This window comes from Kribbella sp. C-35 (assembly GCF_046549195.1).
Taxonomy (GTDB): domain Bacteria; phylum Actinomycetota; class Actinomycetes; order Propionibacteriales; family Kribbellaceae; genus Kribbella.
This window is the reverse complement of record NZ_JAJPWG010000003.1, coordinates 534,624-549,192: the sequence shown is the minus strand read 5'-3', so window position 1 is coordinate 549,192 and position 14,569 is coordinate 534,624. Positions and strand designations below refer to the sequence as shown.

The 14,569-nt window shown below is 68.4% G+C and carries 14 protein-coding genes; 10 read left to right on the top strand and 4 right to left on the bottom strand.

Annotated elements, in window-relative coordinates:
- Window positions 1-18: 18 nt before the first annotated feature.
- The 3 genes from ACLJOO_RS22490 to nhaA all read right to left on the bottom strand — a co-directional run bounded on the left by ACLJOO_RS22490 (window position 19) and on the right by nhaA (window position 3,356).
- The gene (locus tag ACLJOO_RS22490; RefSeq protein ID WP_410789244.1) at window positions 19-861 is read right to left on the bottom strand and encodes an SAM-dependent methyltransferase; all 843 of its coding nucleotides are present in this window, start codon (window positions 859-861) and stop codon (window positions 19-21) included.
- Window positions 862-975: 114 nt separating this feature from the next.
- Window positions 976-1,413, bottom strand: coding sequence for a rhodanese-like domain-containing protein (locus ACLJOO_RS22485; RefSeq protein WP_410789243.1), 438 nt, complete (start codon window positions 1,411-1,413; stop codon window positions 976-978).
- A gap of 65 nt (window positions 1,414-1,478) precedes the next feature.
- Window positions 1,479-3,356 carry a Na+/H+ antiporter NhaA gene (nhaA, locus tag ACLJOO_RS22480; protein WP_410789242.1) on the bottom strand — a complete coding sequence of 626 codons (1,878 nt, stop codon included), beginning with the start codon at window positions 3,354-3,356 and terminating at the stop codon, window positions 1,479-1,481.
- 105 nt (window positions 3,357-3,461) lie between these two features.
- Here nhaA and ACLJOO_RS22475 point away from each other — a divergent pair, with 105 nt between their 5' ends.
- The 3 genes from ACLJOO_RS22475 to ACLJOO_RS22465 all read left to right on the top strand — a co-directional run bounded on the left by ACLJOO_RS22475 (window position 3,462) and on the right by ACLJOO_RS22465 (window position 6,146).
- Complete coding sequence (locus ACLJOO_RS22475) at window positions 3,462-4,160, top strand: GAF and ANTAR domain-containing protein (RefSeq protein ID WP_410789241.1); 699 nt, start codon at window positions 3,462-3,464, stop codon at window positions 4,158-4,160.
- A 154-nt stretch (window positions 4,161-4,314) separates the two neighbouring features.
- Window positions 4,315-5,460, top strand: coding sequence for an ROK family protein (locus ACLJOO_RS22470; RefSeq protein WP_410789240.1), 1,146 nt, complete (start codon window positions 4,315-4,317; stop codon window positions 5,458-5,460).
- Window positions 5,461-5,495: 35 nt separating this feature from the next.
- A complete protein-coding gene (locus ACLJOO_RS22465; protein WP_410789238.1) occupies window positions 5,496-6,146 on the top strand; it encodes a GNAT family N-acetyltransferase in 651 nt (216 codons plus the stop codon).
- On the opposite strand, the gene ACLJOO_RS22460 is transcribed toward ACLJOO_RS22465, so the two are convergent.
- Window positions 6,084-6,626, bottom strand: a complete 543-nt coding sequence (locus tag ACLJOO_RS22460) for a CGNR zinc finger domain-containing protein (RefSeq protein WP_410789237.1) — start codon at window positions 6,624-6,626, stop codon at window positions 6,084-6,086. The two genes, ACLJOO_RS22465 and ACLJOO_RS22460, sit on opposite strands and share 63 nt — an antisense overlap.
- A gap of 111 nt (window positions 6,627-6,737) precedes the next feature.
- Here ACLJOO_RS22460 and alr point away from each other — a divergent pair, with 111 nt between their 5' ends.
- From alr to ACLJOO_RS22425, 7 genes are all read left to right on the top strand, one after another.
- The gene (gene alr, locus ACLJOO_RS22455; RefSeq protein ID WP_410789236.1) at window positions 6,738-7,874 is read left to right on the top strand and encodes an alanine racemase; all 1,137 of its coding nucleotides are present in this window, start codon (window positions 6,738-6,740) and stop codon (window positions 7,872-7,874) included.
- Window positions 7,871-8,836, top strand: a complete 966-nt coding sequence (locus ACLJOO_RS22450) for a D-alanine--D-alanine ligase (protein ID WP_410789235.1) — start codon at window positions 7,871-7,873, stop codon at window positions 8,834-8,836. The genes alr and ACLJOO_RS22450 overlap by 4 nt, the downstream gene beginning before the upstream one ends.
- Window positions 8,833-9,453, top strand: coding sequence for a M15 family metallopeptidase (locus ACLJOO_RS22445; protein WP_410789234.1), 621 nt, complete (start codon window positions 8,833-8,835; stop codon window positions 9,451-9,453). The genes ACLJOO_RS22450 and ACLJOO_RS22445 overlap by 4 nt, the downstream gene beginning before the upstream one ends.
- Window positions 9,454-9,524: 71 nt before the next feature.
- Window positions 9,525-10,019 (top strand): NAD(P)H-dependent oxidoreductase subunit E, encoded by a 495-nt coding sequence (locus ACLJOO_RS22440; RefSeq protein WP_410789233.1) that lies wholly within the window; start codon window positions 9,525-9,527, stop codon window positions 10,017-10,019.
- On the top strand, window positions 10,016-11,527 hold the full coding sequence (locus ACLJOO_RS22435) for a formate dehydrogenase beta subunit (RefSeq protein ID WP_410789232.1): 1,512 nt from the start codon (window positions 10,016-10,018) through the stop codon (window positions 11,525-11,527). The genes ACLJOO_RS22440 and ACLJOO_RS22435 overlap by 4 nt, the downstream gene beginning before the upstream one ends.
- Window positions 11,524-14,346: a formate dehydrogenase subunit alpha gene (fdhF, locus tag ACLJOO_RS22430; protein ID WP_410789230.1), complete on the top strand. Its 2,823-nt coding sequence runs from the start codon at window positions 11,524-11,526 to the stop codon at window positions 14,344-14,346. The genes ACLJOO_RS22435 and fdhF overlap by 4 nt, the downstream gene beginning before the upstream one ends.
- Window positions 14,343-14,564 carry a formate dehydrogenase subunit delta gene (locus ACLJOO_RS22425; protein ID WP_410789229.1) on the top strand — a complete coding sequence of 74 codons (222 nt, stop codon included), beginning with the start codon at window positions 14,343-14,345 and terminating at the stop codon, window positions 14,562-14,564. Before fdhF ends, ACLJOO_RS22425 begins: the two co-directional genes overlap by 4 nt.
- Window positions 14,565-14,569: the final 5 nt, after the last annotated feature.

Below are 14,569 nucleotides of genomic sequence, written 5' to 3'. Positions count from 1 at the left end.
CTCTTACTAGGGCGCGCGTCAGGGCTTGTGCGCGGCGCCGCCGAAGATGATGTCGCGGACACCCGTCGGCGGGTCGTCCTCGACCCGGCCGCCGGGAACGTGCCAGTCGGCGAGCCGCACGACACCGGGTTCGAGGATCTCCAGCCCGCTGAACAGGGACGAGATCTCCGCAACCGACCGGAAAGCCAGCGTCGGAAACGCAGTCCGGATTTTTTCCGCAAGCTCGGTCACGAGTTCGTCGACCGGACCGCCGTCGCCCGGCTTGCACGCGTGCGTGATCGCCAGATAGGACCCCGGCGGCAGCGCGTCGACGTACGTCTGGGCGACCACCCGCGTCTCCTCGTAGTCGGAGATGTGGTGCAGCATCAGGGCCATCACCAGCCCGACCGGCTCGCCGGCGGCCAGCAGCTCCGCGACCGCCGGATCCGCCAGCACCTCGTCGGGCTTGGTCAGGTCCGCCGCGGTGAACTGCGTCCGGTCGTTGTCCACCAGCAGCGCCCGCCCGTGCGCGACCACGGACGGGTCGTTGTCGATGTAGACGACCGAGGCCTCGCCGTTCGCCTTCTGGGCGATCTGGTGCGTGTTCTCAGCGGTCGGCAGGCCGGAGCCGGCATCGATGAACCGCCGTACGCCGGCCTCCCCGGCCAGCCACGTGATCACCTGACTCAGCCACCGCCGGTTGGCCCGCGCCCACTCCGGAGCCTCCGGCGCGATCTTCATGATCTGCTGGTACAGCTGACGGTCGGACTCGTAGTTGTCCTTGCCGCCGAGGAAGTAGTCGTAGACACGGGCGACGCTCGGTCGCGTGGTGTCGATCCCGTGCGCGACCAGACCACCGTCGTACATCGGCTGATCGGTCACACTGTCTCCTCGCGACGCGGGGGCGCACGGTCACAACGAGCGTAACGCACAGAGAGTCAGCGTTTCACAACGGCGAGTTCGATCTCTGTAAAACCTCAACCCTGACAGGGGTTTTCAGCACGCGCAGGCGACACCGCGCGGCGCTGTCAGCGGGTCCGACTCCCGGCGCTCGATCCCGTCCGCGGTCTCGATCGGCCCGCCTTCGCGCACCCAGTACTCGAACCCGCCGATCATCTCCTTCACCGGATACCCGAGCCGCGCGAACTCCAGCGCGGCACGGGTCGCGCCGTTGCATCCCGGCCCCCAGCAGTACGTCACAACCGACACGCCTTCAGGTACGACGGACGCCGCGCGCGCCGCGATCTCTCGGGTCGGCAGGTGAACCGCCCCCGGGACGTGCCCCTGGTCCCAGCTCTCCTGGCTGCGGCTGTCGATCAGCACCCAGCCGGTCACGCCGGCGCCGATGTCGGAGGCGACATCCGCTACGTCCGTCTCGTACGCCAGCCGTCCTGCGAAGTGCGCGACGGCGCCCTCATCGATCTGCTTGGTCATGGAGCCAAGCGTCGGGGATCCGATACACCGGCAACAGTGGCAGAAATGCCCTAGTGCATCAAGATTCAGCCACGAATCTTCGCCCGGGCCCGCGCCACCTTGATCGCCTGCTTCAACGTCTCCACGTCGTACGCCCCGTAGTGCCGCTGCCCGTTCACGAAGAACGTCGGCGTACCCGAAACGCCACTCGTGTCCGCCGACTCCACGTCCTGCGCGACCCGCGCCGCCGCCACGTGCCGCTTCACGTCGTCGTGCAACCGATCGGCATCCAGACCGAGCTGCTCCGCGTACCCGATCAGGTCCTTCGGCTGGAGGTTCTCCTGGTTCGCGAGCAGCAGGTCGTGCATCTCCCAGAACGCCCCCTGCGCGGACGCCGCCTCCGCCACCTCGGCCGCGATCTGGGCCCGCGGGTGTACGTCGGACAGCGGCAGGTGACGCCACACGTACCGCAGGTCGTCGTCCTGCAGCAGATCCCGGACGATGGGCTCGGCCATCCCGCAGTACGGACACTCGAAGTCGCCGTACTCGACCAGCGTCACCGACGCCGTCTCCGGGCCGCGGATGTGATCCCGCTCGGGATCGACCGGATCGGTCAGGTCTTGGAGCTGCTCCGCGTTGCCGAGCAGTGCCAGCGCCTTCTTCGGCGGGGAGAGCAGCTTGGCCGCGCGGAACACCGCCCAGGTCAGCGCCGACGCGACCACCACCGCGGACAGCAGCCCGACCTTCGCCTCGGCCAGCTCCGGCCCGTCGAACGCGATCGTTGCGATCAGCAAGGACACCGTGAACCCGATACCGGCGATCGTCCCGCTGCCGATGACCGCGGCCCAGCCCACTCCCGGCCGGATCCGCCCGCCGCTCACACGTTCGAGCAGCCAGGACACCGTCGTCACCGCGAGCGGCTTGCCCACGACGTACCCGAGCAGGATGCCGAGCGTGATCGGCGAGGTGAACGCCCGCCCGAGGAACGCCGCGTCGATCGTGACACCGGCGTTCGCGAGCCCGAACAGCGGGACGATCAGGTAGCTGGTCCACGGGTGGTACAGGTACTGCAGGCGCTCGTTCGGCGAGATCGTCGTGGTCAGGCCTACCGTCGCGGACCGTGCCAGCTCCGGCGTCGGCTGCTCACGGAACAACCGGAACAGACCGGTCGCCTCCTCCAGCTGCTCACGACCGGGCGAGTACGCCGGCGCCGTCAACCCGATCGCGAGCCCGGCGACCACGGGGTCCACGCCGCTCTTGAGGAGGGCAGCCCACATCAGTACGCCGAGGATCACGTAGACCCAGGCCTTGCGGACGTGGAGCAGCGAGAGCACCAGCACGATCGCGAACGCGACGATCGCCAGCACGAGCGGCATCATTCTGATGTCCTCGCTGTAGACGACCGCGATCACCACCAGCGCGAGCAGGTCGTCGACCACGAACACCGTCAGCAGGAACACCCGCACCCGATCCGGCACCCCACGACCGACCAACGCGAGCAGACCGAGCGCGAGCGCGGTGTCGGTCGACATCGCGACACCCCAGCCGTGCGACCCCGGGCCGCCGGCGTTGAACGCGAGGTAGATCAGCACCGGCGCGACCATCCCCGCGATCCCGGCCAGCATCGGCAGCACGAACCGGCTGCGCTCCCGCAGGTCGCCGAGATCGAACTCGCGACGCGCCTCCAGCCCCACGACCAGGAAGAACAGCGTCATCAGCCCGCTGTTGATCCACTCCTGCAGATCCAGACTCAGTACGTCGGGCCCGAGCCCGATCGACAGATCGGTCCGCCACACCTCGCCGTACGTCCCCGGCGACACGTTCGCCCACACCAGAGCCAGCACGATCGCGGCCGCGAGCACCCCCGAACTACCCGCCTCGGTCCGCAAGAACGCCCGCATCGGCGCCGCAAACCCCCGCCGCCAGTCAGTCCGCCCACTCAAAAGACCGGCCAGCTCCGCCATGCCGCCCACTCTAATCGGCAAGCTTTTGGTGGCGGCTAACGGTGCGGGCGGGTTGGGCTGCATTATTACCTTGCCCTACTGCGTGACCATGCCCTGGAGTTTCCAGTGACTGAGCCTGAGCGTGCCCATTCGGCGGACACTTTCGCCCGGCTGGCGATCGAGTTGCACGATGCGCCTGGTGTCGAGGAGACGATCGATGCCGTGGTGCAGTTCGCCTTGCAGGCGGTGAACTGCACGTACGCCGGCGTGGCCCTCTACTCGCGTGGTTCGCAGGCGGAGATCGCCGCGGTCACGGATCAGGTCGTCACTGATATCTACGACCCGCAGATCAGTACGGAGAGCGGTCCGTTGGTCACGGCACTGCGCGACCGCAAGACAGTCCTGATCGGCGACACGACCTCCGACGAGCGCTGGCCCGAGTGGAGTACGAAGGTCGCCGCGCTCGGGATCCGCAGCGTTCTCGACGTACCGCTGGCGACCGGCGACGCACCCAGGGGCACGGTCGGCGTGCTCGGGCTGTACAGCTCGGAGCCGGACGCCTTCACCGAGGACGACGAGGCGATCGCGCACATTCTCGCGCGGCACGCGTCCGTGGCGGTAGCGTCCGCTCGGCACGAGGAGACGATGGCGGAGGCCGTCGACGCGCGGAAGCTGGTCGGTCAGGCGATGGGCATCCTGATGGAACGCTTCGACGTGGACGGCGACCGGGCGTTCGCGATCCTCAAGCGGTACTCCCAGGACACCAACACCAAACTGCGCGACGTCGCTCAGCAACTGATAGATACGCGCAAGCTTCCGCACTGAACAGGATCTGACACCGTTGTCCCGGCTCCGCCCACCCCAATCCGTTGCATACTTCGGGTGGAGCTTGACGCCGGGATTTGTGCGGCCAGTACCGCGGACCGGGTCACGTCCCGGCGTCTCAAGCCCTCTCTCTGACCCAAGCTAGTCTGGCGCAATGGGTGAGTGGCGGCCGTTGGCGGGGCCCTCGCGGCAGGTGGCGTTGGAGATCCTGCTGGACGGGCCCTTGTCGCGCGCCGAATTGTCGCGGCGGGTCGGCCTGTCGCCGGGCAGCCTGACCCGGCTGACGAAACCGATGGTCGAGTCCGGTCTGCTGGTCGAGGTCGAGGGCGGGCCCACGGACGCCCGCGTCGGCCGGCCCTCGCAGCCGCTCGACCTGGACGCGAACGCCCACCACTTCGTCGGCATCAAGCTCACCGCCGACTCCGCGATGGGCGTCCTCACGACGCTGCGCGCAGACGTGCTCGCCAGCGTCGAGCGCCCGATCACCGACCCGACTCCGTCCGTGGTCGCCGACCTCGTCCTCGAGATCACCGACGAGCTGGCGATCCAGGTTCCGGGAGGTACGCCGATCACCGGGCTCGGCGTCTCGCTCGGCGGCCGCGTGGCGAACCGCTCCGAGGTCCGCTGGGGCCCGTATCTGAACTGGGTCGACGTACCGTTCGGAGAGATCCTCGCCGCGCACACCAGCGTCCCGATCGTGGTCGCGAACGACCTGACCTCGCTGACCGAGGCCACGCACTGGTTCGGTGCCGGGCGGAACTCGCGCCGCTTCGTCCTGCTCACGATCGGCGCCGGCGTCGGGTACGGGCTCATCGTCGACAACCGGATCGTCGACAGTCCGGACGTCACCATCGGCCTGGTCGCGCACCACCCGCTGCTTCACGACGGTCCGCCCTGCGACCGCGGCCACCGCGGTTGCGCGCTCAGCCTGCTGACGGTCGGCGCCATCACCACCCAGGTCGGTGCGGCGCTCGGCCGGCCGGTCGAGTACGAGGAGGCGCTCGATCTCGCGGCGAAAGGCGATCCGGCCGCGCGCGAGGTGATCGGCCGGGCCGGTCGCGCGCTCGGCAAGCTGATCGCGGCGGCCGCGAACTTCACCATGCCCGAGCTGGTCGTCCTCGGCGGCGAAGGCGTCCGGCTGGCTGAGGTCGCGCACGACGAACTGCTGGCCGGCCTGCACGCCAACCGGCACCCGTCCGCCGCCGAGCTGACGATGGTCCTGCAGCCTGCGGACTTCAGCGAATGGGCCCGCGGCGCGGCCGTGGTCGCGATCCAGACCTTCGTCCTCGGGATCGAGTAACTGGCTATTTCTCAATAGGCAGTTACACTCGGACAATGATGAGGCGATGGCTGGAAGGCTGGCGGCTGTGCCGCGGCCTGGCGCCGGTGATCGAGTACGACGACGCGTACGCCGCCGTACTGGGACTCCCGGGGCGCGACCGCGAACTGTTCACCCGCACCGACGACCCGATGACCGTGGACCGGCTGGCCCGGAACCTGCCCGCGGACACCTGGCTCACCGTCACCACGCAGCACGGCACGGAGATCGCCCGCCGCCTGGCCGCTGCCGGGACACAGCCGTTCGAAGAACAGAAGATGCTGATGTCGATCGACCTGCTCGCGCACCCGCGCGCGACGGCCGAGATCGAGTCCGACGGCCCACTGGAGTACGTGAAAGTCCTGGTGGACGGCACCGTCGCGGCGCATGGCATGGCGGCGATCGTCGGCGACGACGCCGTCATGCACGACATCCAAACCGATCCGGCGTACCGGCGACGGGGACTGGGCAGCGTGGTGATGGGTGCGCTGGCCGGACGAGCGCTCGAACGCGGCGCGCGGACCGGGCTGTTGATGGCCACGACCGACGGCTTCCATCTCTATCGCAAGCTCGGTTGGTCGCCGGAGGCCACCATGGTGACCGCGTCAGGAGTTGCGGGCTCGCGCCCGATGAGCGGCGACCTTGGCGCGGTTCTGACAGGCGGTTGAGCAGAATCGCTGGTTTCCGTTGCGCGTCGAGTCCAGGAACAGGTCGTCGCACCGGTCGGCGTCGCACCGGCGGAGCCGTTCCGCCTCGTCGCTGCCGAGCAGCATCGCCACGGCGGTGGCGAATTCGGCCAGCCAGCCGTTCGCGTCGTCGGGGCTGCCGAAGTGCAGGTGCCACGGCGCTCCCCCGTCGCGGGTCAGCTGCGGCGCGGCCTTGGTTTCCCGGAGCAACGCGTTCACCACCTCGACGGCGCGATCGACGTCGGGAAGGCTGCCGAGGGCGTCGTACAGCGTTTTCCCGCCGGCTGCGTAGTCGGCGGGATCGACGACGGGTGGGCGGTTGGTGGTCAGCCGCAGTACGGCGTCGATGGCGGCGGCGTCCGGTGGAACTGCCGGGCGCCCCTGCCGCTCGGCGGATCCGAAGGTGTTGGCCAGCGCGATCGCGGCCTGCAAGGACGCCTGCAGATGATCGGTGGCTTGCACCGGCCCAGTATCCCTCATTCCTCTGGAGGAGGCAGGTCATACCAGGGTCGTAGGCAGACATCCGTCCGCACTCCGATGATCCCGATCGTTGCCAGAAACAACAATGACGGTATGACCCTGGTTCAGTCCCGCCACCGCCCGGCAGCACGTGGGATCACCGGACTGTCGGAGGCCGTCGTCGACCTGTCCGCCGTCCGCGACAACGTCAGAACGTTCAGAAAACGTGTTCCGCAGGACGTTCTGGCCGTGGTGAAGGCCGACGCCTTCGGGCACGGCGCCGTACCGGTGGCCCGGGCAGCCGTCGAGGCCGGCGCGACCTGGCTCGGCGTCGCACACGCCGACGAAGCGCTGCAACTGCGCGCGGCCGGGCTGACCGTACCCATCCTCACCTGGCTGTACGACGCCGCGGAACTCATGCTTCTGGGCGATGTGGATGTCGACGTCAGCGTCTCCACGGTCGCCGAACTGCACCATGTCGTGTCCATTCCATCCGTCCACTTCGTGCACCTCAAGCTGGACACCGGTTTACACCGGGCCGGCAGTGCACCTGACCAGTGGATCGAGCTCACCCGAACGGCGGCGCACTACGAGGCGCTCGGCGCCGTCACGGTCCGCGGGATCTGGTCGCACCTCTCGCACGGCGATTCCGCCGACGCTGTGCAGAGCAAGCGGCAACTGCAGTTCCTGCGGACCGGGGTGGGTCTCGCGCAGCGAGCCGGTCTGCGGCCCGGCGTCGTCCACCTGGCCAACTCGGCCGGGGCGATCACGCTCGACGCGCCGGATACGAACCTGGTCCGGATCGGCGCCGGCCTGTACGGGATCGACGAGCTGGGGATCGGATTGCGGCCGGCGATGCGGCTGCTGAGCAAGCTGACCCAGGTACGGCGGATCCGCGCCGGCGAAGGGGTTTCGTACGGGCACGATTTCGTGGCGGATCGGGACACGACGATCGCGCTGGTTCCGATCGGGTACGCCGACGGTGTCCCGCGGGCCGCCGTACGGCAGGCGAGCGTGCTGTGCCGCGGCGTACGGATGCCGGTGATCGGGCGGATCGCGATGGACCAGTTCGTCGTCGACGCCGGTGACCTCACGGTCGAGCCCGGTGAACCGGTGTCGATCTTCGGCGACGGCTCCCACGGCGAGCCGACCGCCAAGGACTGGGCGGACTGGGCAGGCACCATCCCGCACGACATCTACTGCGGCATCGGCGGCCGAGTGGCACGGCGCTACGAGGAGGGGAACCAATGAAGGTCGCGGTCGTGATGGGTGGGGCGAGTCCGGAGCACGACGTCTCGCTGGCCAGCGGCAGGGGGATCGCGAAGGCCGTCGAACTGCTCGGCCACATGGCGATCCCTCTGGTGATCGATGCTGATGGCAACTGGTTGGACGGGCAGCACGAAGCGATCGAGATCCTGCAGGCGTGCGATGTCACGATCCCGGCGTTGCACGGCGAGAGCGGCGAGGACGGCAGCCTGCAAGGCTTCCTCGAACAGCTGCACGTCCCGTACGTCGGCAGCGGGATCGCCGCCAGCGCGGTCGGACTGGACAAGCACCTGACCAAGGCGGTCCTGAAGGCCCACGGGATCCCGGTGACGCCAGGTGTCACACTGCGCGGCGCCGAGCTGACCGACACCGAAGCGGCGCTGCAGAAGCTGAAGGTGGCCGGCCTCGACTTCCCCCTGTTCGTCAAACCGGCGAACGGCGGTTCGAGTTTCGGCGTGACCCGCGCGACGAACCTGCCGACGCTGCTGGCCGCGATCGCGGAAGCCACCGCGTTCGGACCGCAGGTTCTGGTGGAGCGGGAGATGGTTGGTCGCGAGATCGACCTCGCGGTGCTGGAGTTCCCGGACGGGCGGGTGGAGACCGCGCCGGCGCTGGAGATCCATCCGGATCCGGAGCAGCCGTTCTTCAACGCGACCGCGAAGTACGACAGCAGCGCCACGCGTTTCGTCGTACCGGCGCCGATCGATCCCGAGCTGGCGGTGCGACTGCGGCGTACGGCGATCGAGGTGTTCGAGGTGCTCGGGTGCGAGGGGCTGGCGCGGGTCGACTTCTTCGTGACGCGCGACAGTGAGCCGGTGGTGAACGAGATCAACACGTTCCCCGGGTTCACGCCGGCGTCGCAGTTCCCGCGGATGTGGGCTGCGGCCGGGATGTCGTACGCCGAGGTCGTCGACACCCTGATCCGTACGGCGGTGGCGCGCGGATGACCGTATTACTAAGCGACCAGCGGATCACCGGCATCCCGGCGATCGAGAACGGTGAGCCGCTGGTCGACCTGTTCACCCGAGACGTGCTGACGACCGGGCAGCAGTTCGCGCGGGAGAGCGTGGCCGATCGGCTCGCGGTGGCCGACACGTTCCTGCCGGTGGGCATCCGTCTGCACGTGGTCGAAGGGCTGCGGCCGGTCGAGAGCCAGCAGGCGATCTGGGACGGGTACCGCGCCGAGCTGGAACGGCTGCATCCCGGCATCTCCTCGCGCGACGTGGATCAGCTCGCCAGCCGCTTCGTGTCCCCCATTGAGGTCGCGCCGCACGTCGCGGGGGCGGCGGTCGATCTGACGCTGATCGGCGCACACGGTGCGCTCGACCTCGGTACGCCGATCGACGCGACACCTGAGCAGAGCAACGGCGCATGCTTCTTCGCCGCGACCAACATCAGCCGCGAGGCGCGGACGAACCGCTCGTTGCTGGCCGACGTACTGTCTGCTGCCGGTCTGGTGAACTACCCGACGGAGTGGTGGCACTGGTCGTACGGCGACCGCTACTGGGCTTTCCTCGAGCACCACCCGACTGCCCTCTACGGTCCGGCGTACAGCCTGACTTGATAGCTACCGTCTATCAGCTGATAGGCAGCATTGCTTTGACCGTGGTGGATTGGCGACGGAATGTTGTATACATGACGAGTGAGGTCGTGGCCGCCGCCCCCGCCCCGGTCCCCGGGCGCGCCCAACGAGTGCGGGAGATCGCGGAGGAACTGCGCGGTCTCCGTGGTGCGCTGATACCGATCCTGCACGCGGTGCAGGAGGAGTTCGGGTACGTCGACCAGCCCGATGTCGCGGTGATCGCCGACGTACTGAACCTCGCGGTCGCCGAGGTGCACGGCGTCGTCACGTTCTACAAGGACTTCCGGCGTACGGCGGCCGGTCGCACCACCGTCGCGATCTGCCAGGCGGAGGCGTGCCGCTCAGTCGGCGCGGTCGAACTCGCCGAGCACGCTCGCCGCACCATCGGGTGCGAGTTCGGCGAGACGACGTACGACGGTCGCGTCACCCTCGAAGAAATCTACTGCTTCGGCAACTGCGCACTGGGCCCAGCAGTCCAGATAGCCGGCAAACTCCACGGCCGAGTAACCCCCACCCGCCTGAACGCCCTACTGGGAGAAACCCGATGACGGTTCGGGTGTTTGTGCCGCGTGACTCGGCCGCTTGCTCCGTCGGGGCGGACGAGGTTGCCGAGCGGATCGCCGCGGCCGGCGGTGTTGAGGTTGTCCGCACCGGGTCTCGAGGGATGTTGTGGTTGGAGCCGTTGGTGGAGGTGGAGACGGCTGCGGGGCGGGTGGGGTACGGGTCGGTCGCGCCGGAGGATGTCGACGGGCTGATCGCAGCCGGGATGTTCCAGGGTGAGGGTGACGGCCTCGGGCTGGTGAAGGAGTTGCCGTGGATGAAACGGCAGCAGCGGTTGACGTTTGCGCGGGTGGGTGTGGTTGATCCGTTGTCGACCGCGGACTACGTGGCGCACGGCGGGACGCGCGGGTTGCTAGCGGCGCTAGCGATGCCGCCCGCCGACGTAGTCGAGACCGTCGTGGACTCGGGGCTGCGCGGACGCGGTGGGGCCGGGTTCCCGACCGGCATCAAGTGGCGCACCGTGCTTGGCGCCGAGGCGGACCTCAAGTTCGTGTGCTGCAACGCGGACGAGGGCGACTCCGGTACGTACGCGGACCGGATGCTCATCGAGGGCGACCCGTTCACCCTGATCGAGGGGATGACGATCGCGGCGTACGCCGTGGGCGCCTCCGAGGGCTACGTCTACCTGCGCTCGGAGTACCCGGACGCGGTCGCGACGCTCAAGGACGCGATCGAGCGAGCGCGTGACGAAGGCTGGTTGGGGCCGGACATTCTCGGCTCAGGGTTCGGCTTCGACCTGCACGTCCGGGTCGGCGCGGGTGCGTACATCTGCGGCGAAGAGACCTCGATGCTCGAAAGCCTGGAGGGCAAGCGCGGCATGGTCCGCGCGAAACCCCCGATCCCTGCACTGGAAGGGCTTTTCGGTCGCCCAACGGTCGTCAACAACGTGTTGTCCTTGGCAACAGTCCCGACGATCCTCGCGCACGGAGCCGCCGAGTATGCGGCGTACGGCACCGGCCGCTCGCTCGGCACCAGCGTCTTCCAGCTCGGCGGGAACGTCGCCCGCGGCGGGATCGTCGAGACCGCGTTCGGGATCACGCTCGGCGAACTGGTGAACGACTTCGGCGGCGGTACGTCGTCTGGCCGGCCGGTCCGCGCCGTCCAGGTCGGCGGACCGCTCGGCGCCTACCTTCCGGTCGAGCAGTTCGACCTGCCGATGGACTACGAGGCGTTTGCGGCGGCCGGCGCGATGGTCGGGCACGGCGGGATCGTGGTGTTCGACGAGACCGTGGACATGGCGGCGATGGCGCGGTTCGCGTTCGAGTTCTGCGCGGCCGAGTCGTGCGGCAAGTGCACGCCGTGCCGGGTCGGGGCGGTCCGCGGCGTCGAGACCATCGACCGGATCGTGTCCGGCACGGACCGCGCCAAGAATCTGGTCGTTCTCGAGGACCTGTGCGAACTCATGACCGACGGCTCGCTCTGCGCGATGGGCGGCCTCACCCCGATGCCTGTACGCAGTGCCGTCCGCCATTTCGGAGAGGACTTCCACGTATGACGCTCCTGAAGGAACCTGACTTCGGTACGCCGGCCCGCGCCGGTGCGGCAACGATCGAGCTGATGGTCGACGGGGTTCCGGTCAAGGTCCCACCTGGTACGTCGGTGATGCGCGCGGCGAAGGAAGCGGGCGTCGACGTGCCGAAGCTGTGCGCGACCGACAACCTGGAGGCGTTCGGGTCGTGCCGCTTGTGCGTGGTCGAGATCGACGGCGTGAAAGGTACGCCGGCCTCGTGTACGACGCCGTGCCGGGACGGCATGGTGGTCCGGACGCAGAACGAGCGGCTCGGGAAGCTGCGCCGCGGCGTAATGGAGCTGTACATCTCCGACCATCCGCTCGACTGCCTGACCTGCTCGGCGAACGGTGACTGCGAACTGCAGGACATGGCCGGCGTTACCGGGCTGCGCGAAGTCCGCTACGGCTCCGGCGTCGAGGCCGGTGCCAACCACATGGATCTGCCGACCGATTCCTCCAATCCGTACTTCGACTTCGAGGCGTCGAAGTGCATCGCGTGCTCGCGGTGCGTGCGCGCCTGTGACGAAGTCCAGGGAACGCTGGCGCTGACGATCGAGGGGCGTGGGTTCGATTCCAAGGTCGCAGCCGGTGCCGGGGTGTCGTTCTTCGAGTCGGACTGTGTCTCCTGCGGCGCGTGCGTGCAGGCCTGTCCGACCGCGACGTTGCAGGAGAAGTCGGTGGTCGAGCTCGGGATGCCGACCCGGACCGTGCTGACGACCTGCGCGTACTGCGGTGTCGGGTGCTCGTTCAAGGCCGAGCTCCGGGGCGACGAACTGGTTCGGATGGTGCCGTACAAGAACGGCGGCGCGAACGAGGGCCACTCGTGTGTGAAGGGCCGGTTCGCGTTCGGGTACGCCTCGCACCCGGACCGGGTGCTGGAGCCGATGGTGCGGAACACGATTTCGGAACCGTGGCGGAAAGTTTCCTGGGAAGAAGCGATCTCGTTCACGGCGAGCCGGCTCCGGGAGATCCAGGCGGCGCACGGCCAGGGCTCGATCGGCGCGATCACCTCGTCGCGGACCACGAACGAGGAGGTGTACGCGGTCCAGAAAATGGTCCGCGCAGTTTTCGGAAACAACAACGTCGACACCTGCGCGCGGGTCTGCCACTCGCCGACCGGGTACGGGCTGAAGCAGACCTTCGGGGAATCCGCCGGAACCCAGGATTTCCGTTCCGTCGACGAGGCCGACGTGATCCTGGTGATCGGGTCGAACCCGACCGACGCGCACCCGGTGTTCGCCTCCCGGATGAAGCAGCGGATCCGGCAGGGCGCCCGGCTGATCGTGATCGACCCGCGACGGATCGACCTGGTCCGGTCGCCGCATATCGAGGCGGCGTACCACCTCGAGCTCAGCCCGGGCACGAACGTCGCGATCATCAACGCGCTCGCGCATGTGGTCGTGACCGAAGGGCTGGTGGACCGCGAGTTCGTCGCGAGCCGGTGCGAGGATTTCGCGGCCTGGGAGGAGTTCATCGCTGGGCCGGAACACAGCCCGGAAAGTGTTTCCGAAGTTTCCGGCGTACCGGCGGAGAAGATCCGGGAAGCGGCCCGGCTGTACGCGACCGGCGGGAACGCGGCGATCTACTACGGTCTCGGCGTCACCGAGCACAGCCAGGGCTCGACCATGGTGATGGGGATGGCGAACCTCGCGATGGCGACCGGCAACATCGGCCGGCCGGGCGTCGGGGTGAACCCGATGCGCGGGCAGAACAACGTGCAGGGCTCGTGTGACATGGGTTCGTTCCCGCACGAGCTGCCCGGGTACCGCCACGTGTCGAACGAGGACGTCCGCGACATCTACGAGAAGTTGTGGGGTACGCCGATCCTCGACGAGCCCGGGCTGCGGATCCCGAACATGTTCGACGCGGCCATCGAGGGCTCGTTCAAGGCGCTGTTCGTGCAGGGCGAGGACATCGCCCAGTCCGATCCGAACACGCAGCACGTGTTCGCGGCACTAGGTGCGCTGGAGTTGCTCGTCGTACAGGACCTGTTCGTCAACGAGACGGCGAAGTTCGCACACGTGTTGTTGCCGGGGACATCGTTCCTGGAGAAGGACGGCACGTTCACCAACGCGGAACGGCGGATCAACCGGGTGCGGCCGATCATGGCGCCGCGGACCGGGAAGCAGGAGTGGGAGATCATCTGCGAGATCGCGCAGGCGATGGGGTACCCGATGCACTACGACTCGGCAGCGCAGATCATGGACGAGATCGCGATGACGACGCCGACCTTCATGGGGGTGTCGTTCGGCAAGCTCGACGAGCTCGGGTCGATCCAGTGGCCGTGCAACGTCGAGCACCCGTCCGGTACGCCGATCATGCACGAGGAGGAGTTCACCCGCGGCAAGGGGCGGTTCATGGAGACCGTGTACGTGCCGACGTCGGAGCGGTCAACGCGGAAGTTCCCGTTGATCCTGACCACCGGGCGGATCCTGTCGCAGTACAACGTGGGGGCGCAGACCCGGCGTACGGCGAACGTCGCGTGGCATGCCGAGGACGTGCTGGAGATCCATCCGCACGACGCCGAGGTGCGTGGCATCACGCACGGGGACACGGTCGCGTTGTCGAGCCGGGTCGGGCGGACCGAGCTACGCGCGACGATCTCGGACCGGATGCCGGTGGGCGTCTGCTACACCACGTTCCATCATCCGGTGAGCGGCGCGAACGTCGTCACCACGGAGAACTCCGACTGGGCCACCAACTGCCCCGAGTACAAGGTCACCGCGGTCCAGGTCGATCTGATCCCGGAGCCGGTCGCGGACGAGTCCGCCCGTGAGCCTGTCGTTGCTGGCGGCAATCGATGAGCGGCGGCGTACCGCCGTACGTGCGGTTGGCGAACGAGATCGCGGCCCAGTTCGCGCACCGTCCGCCCGCGGATGCTGCGACCGCCATCGCCAACCACATGAAGGCCGTCTGGGACCCGCGGATGAAGCAGGCGCTGATCGCGCACGTCGCATCCGGTGCCACCGACCTCGACCCCGCCGCCGCACTGGCCGCCCAGCAACTCCAGGCCCCCGCATGACCCAG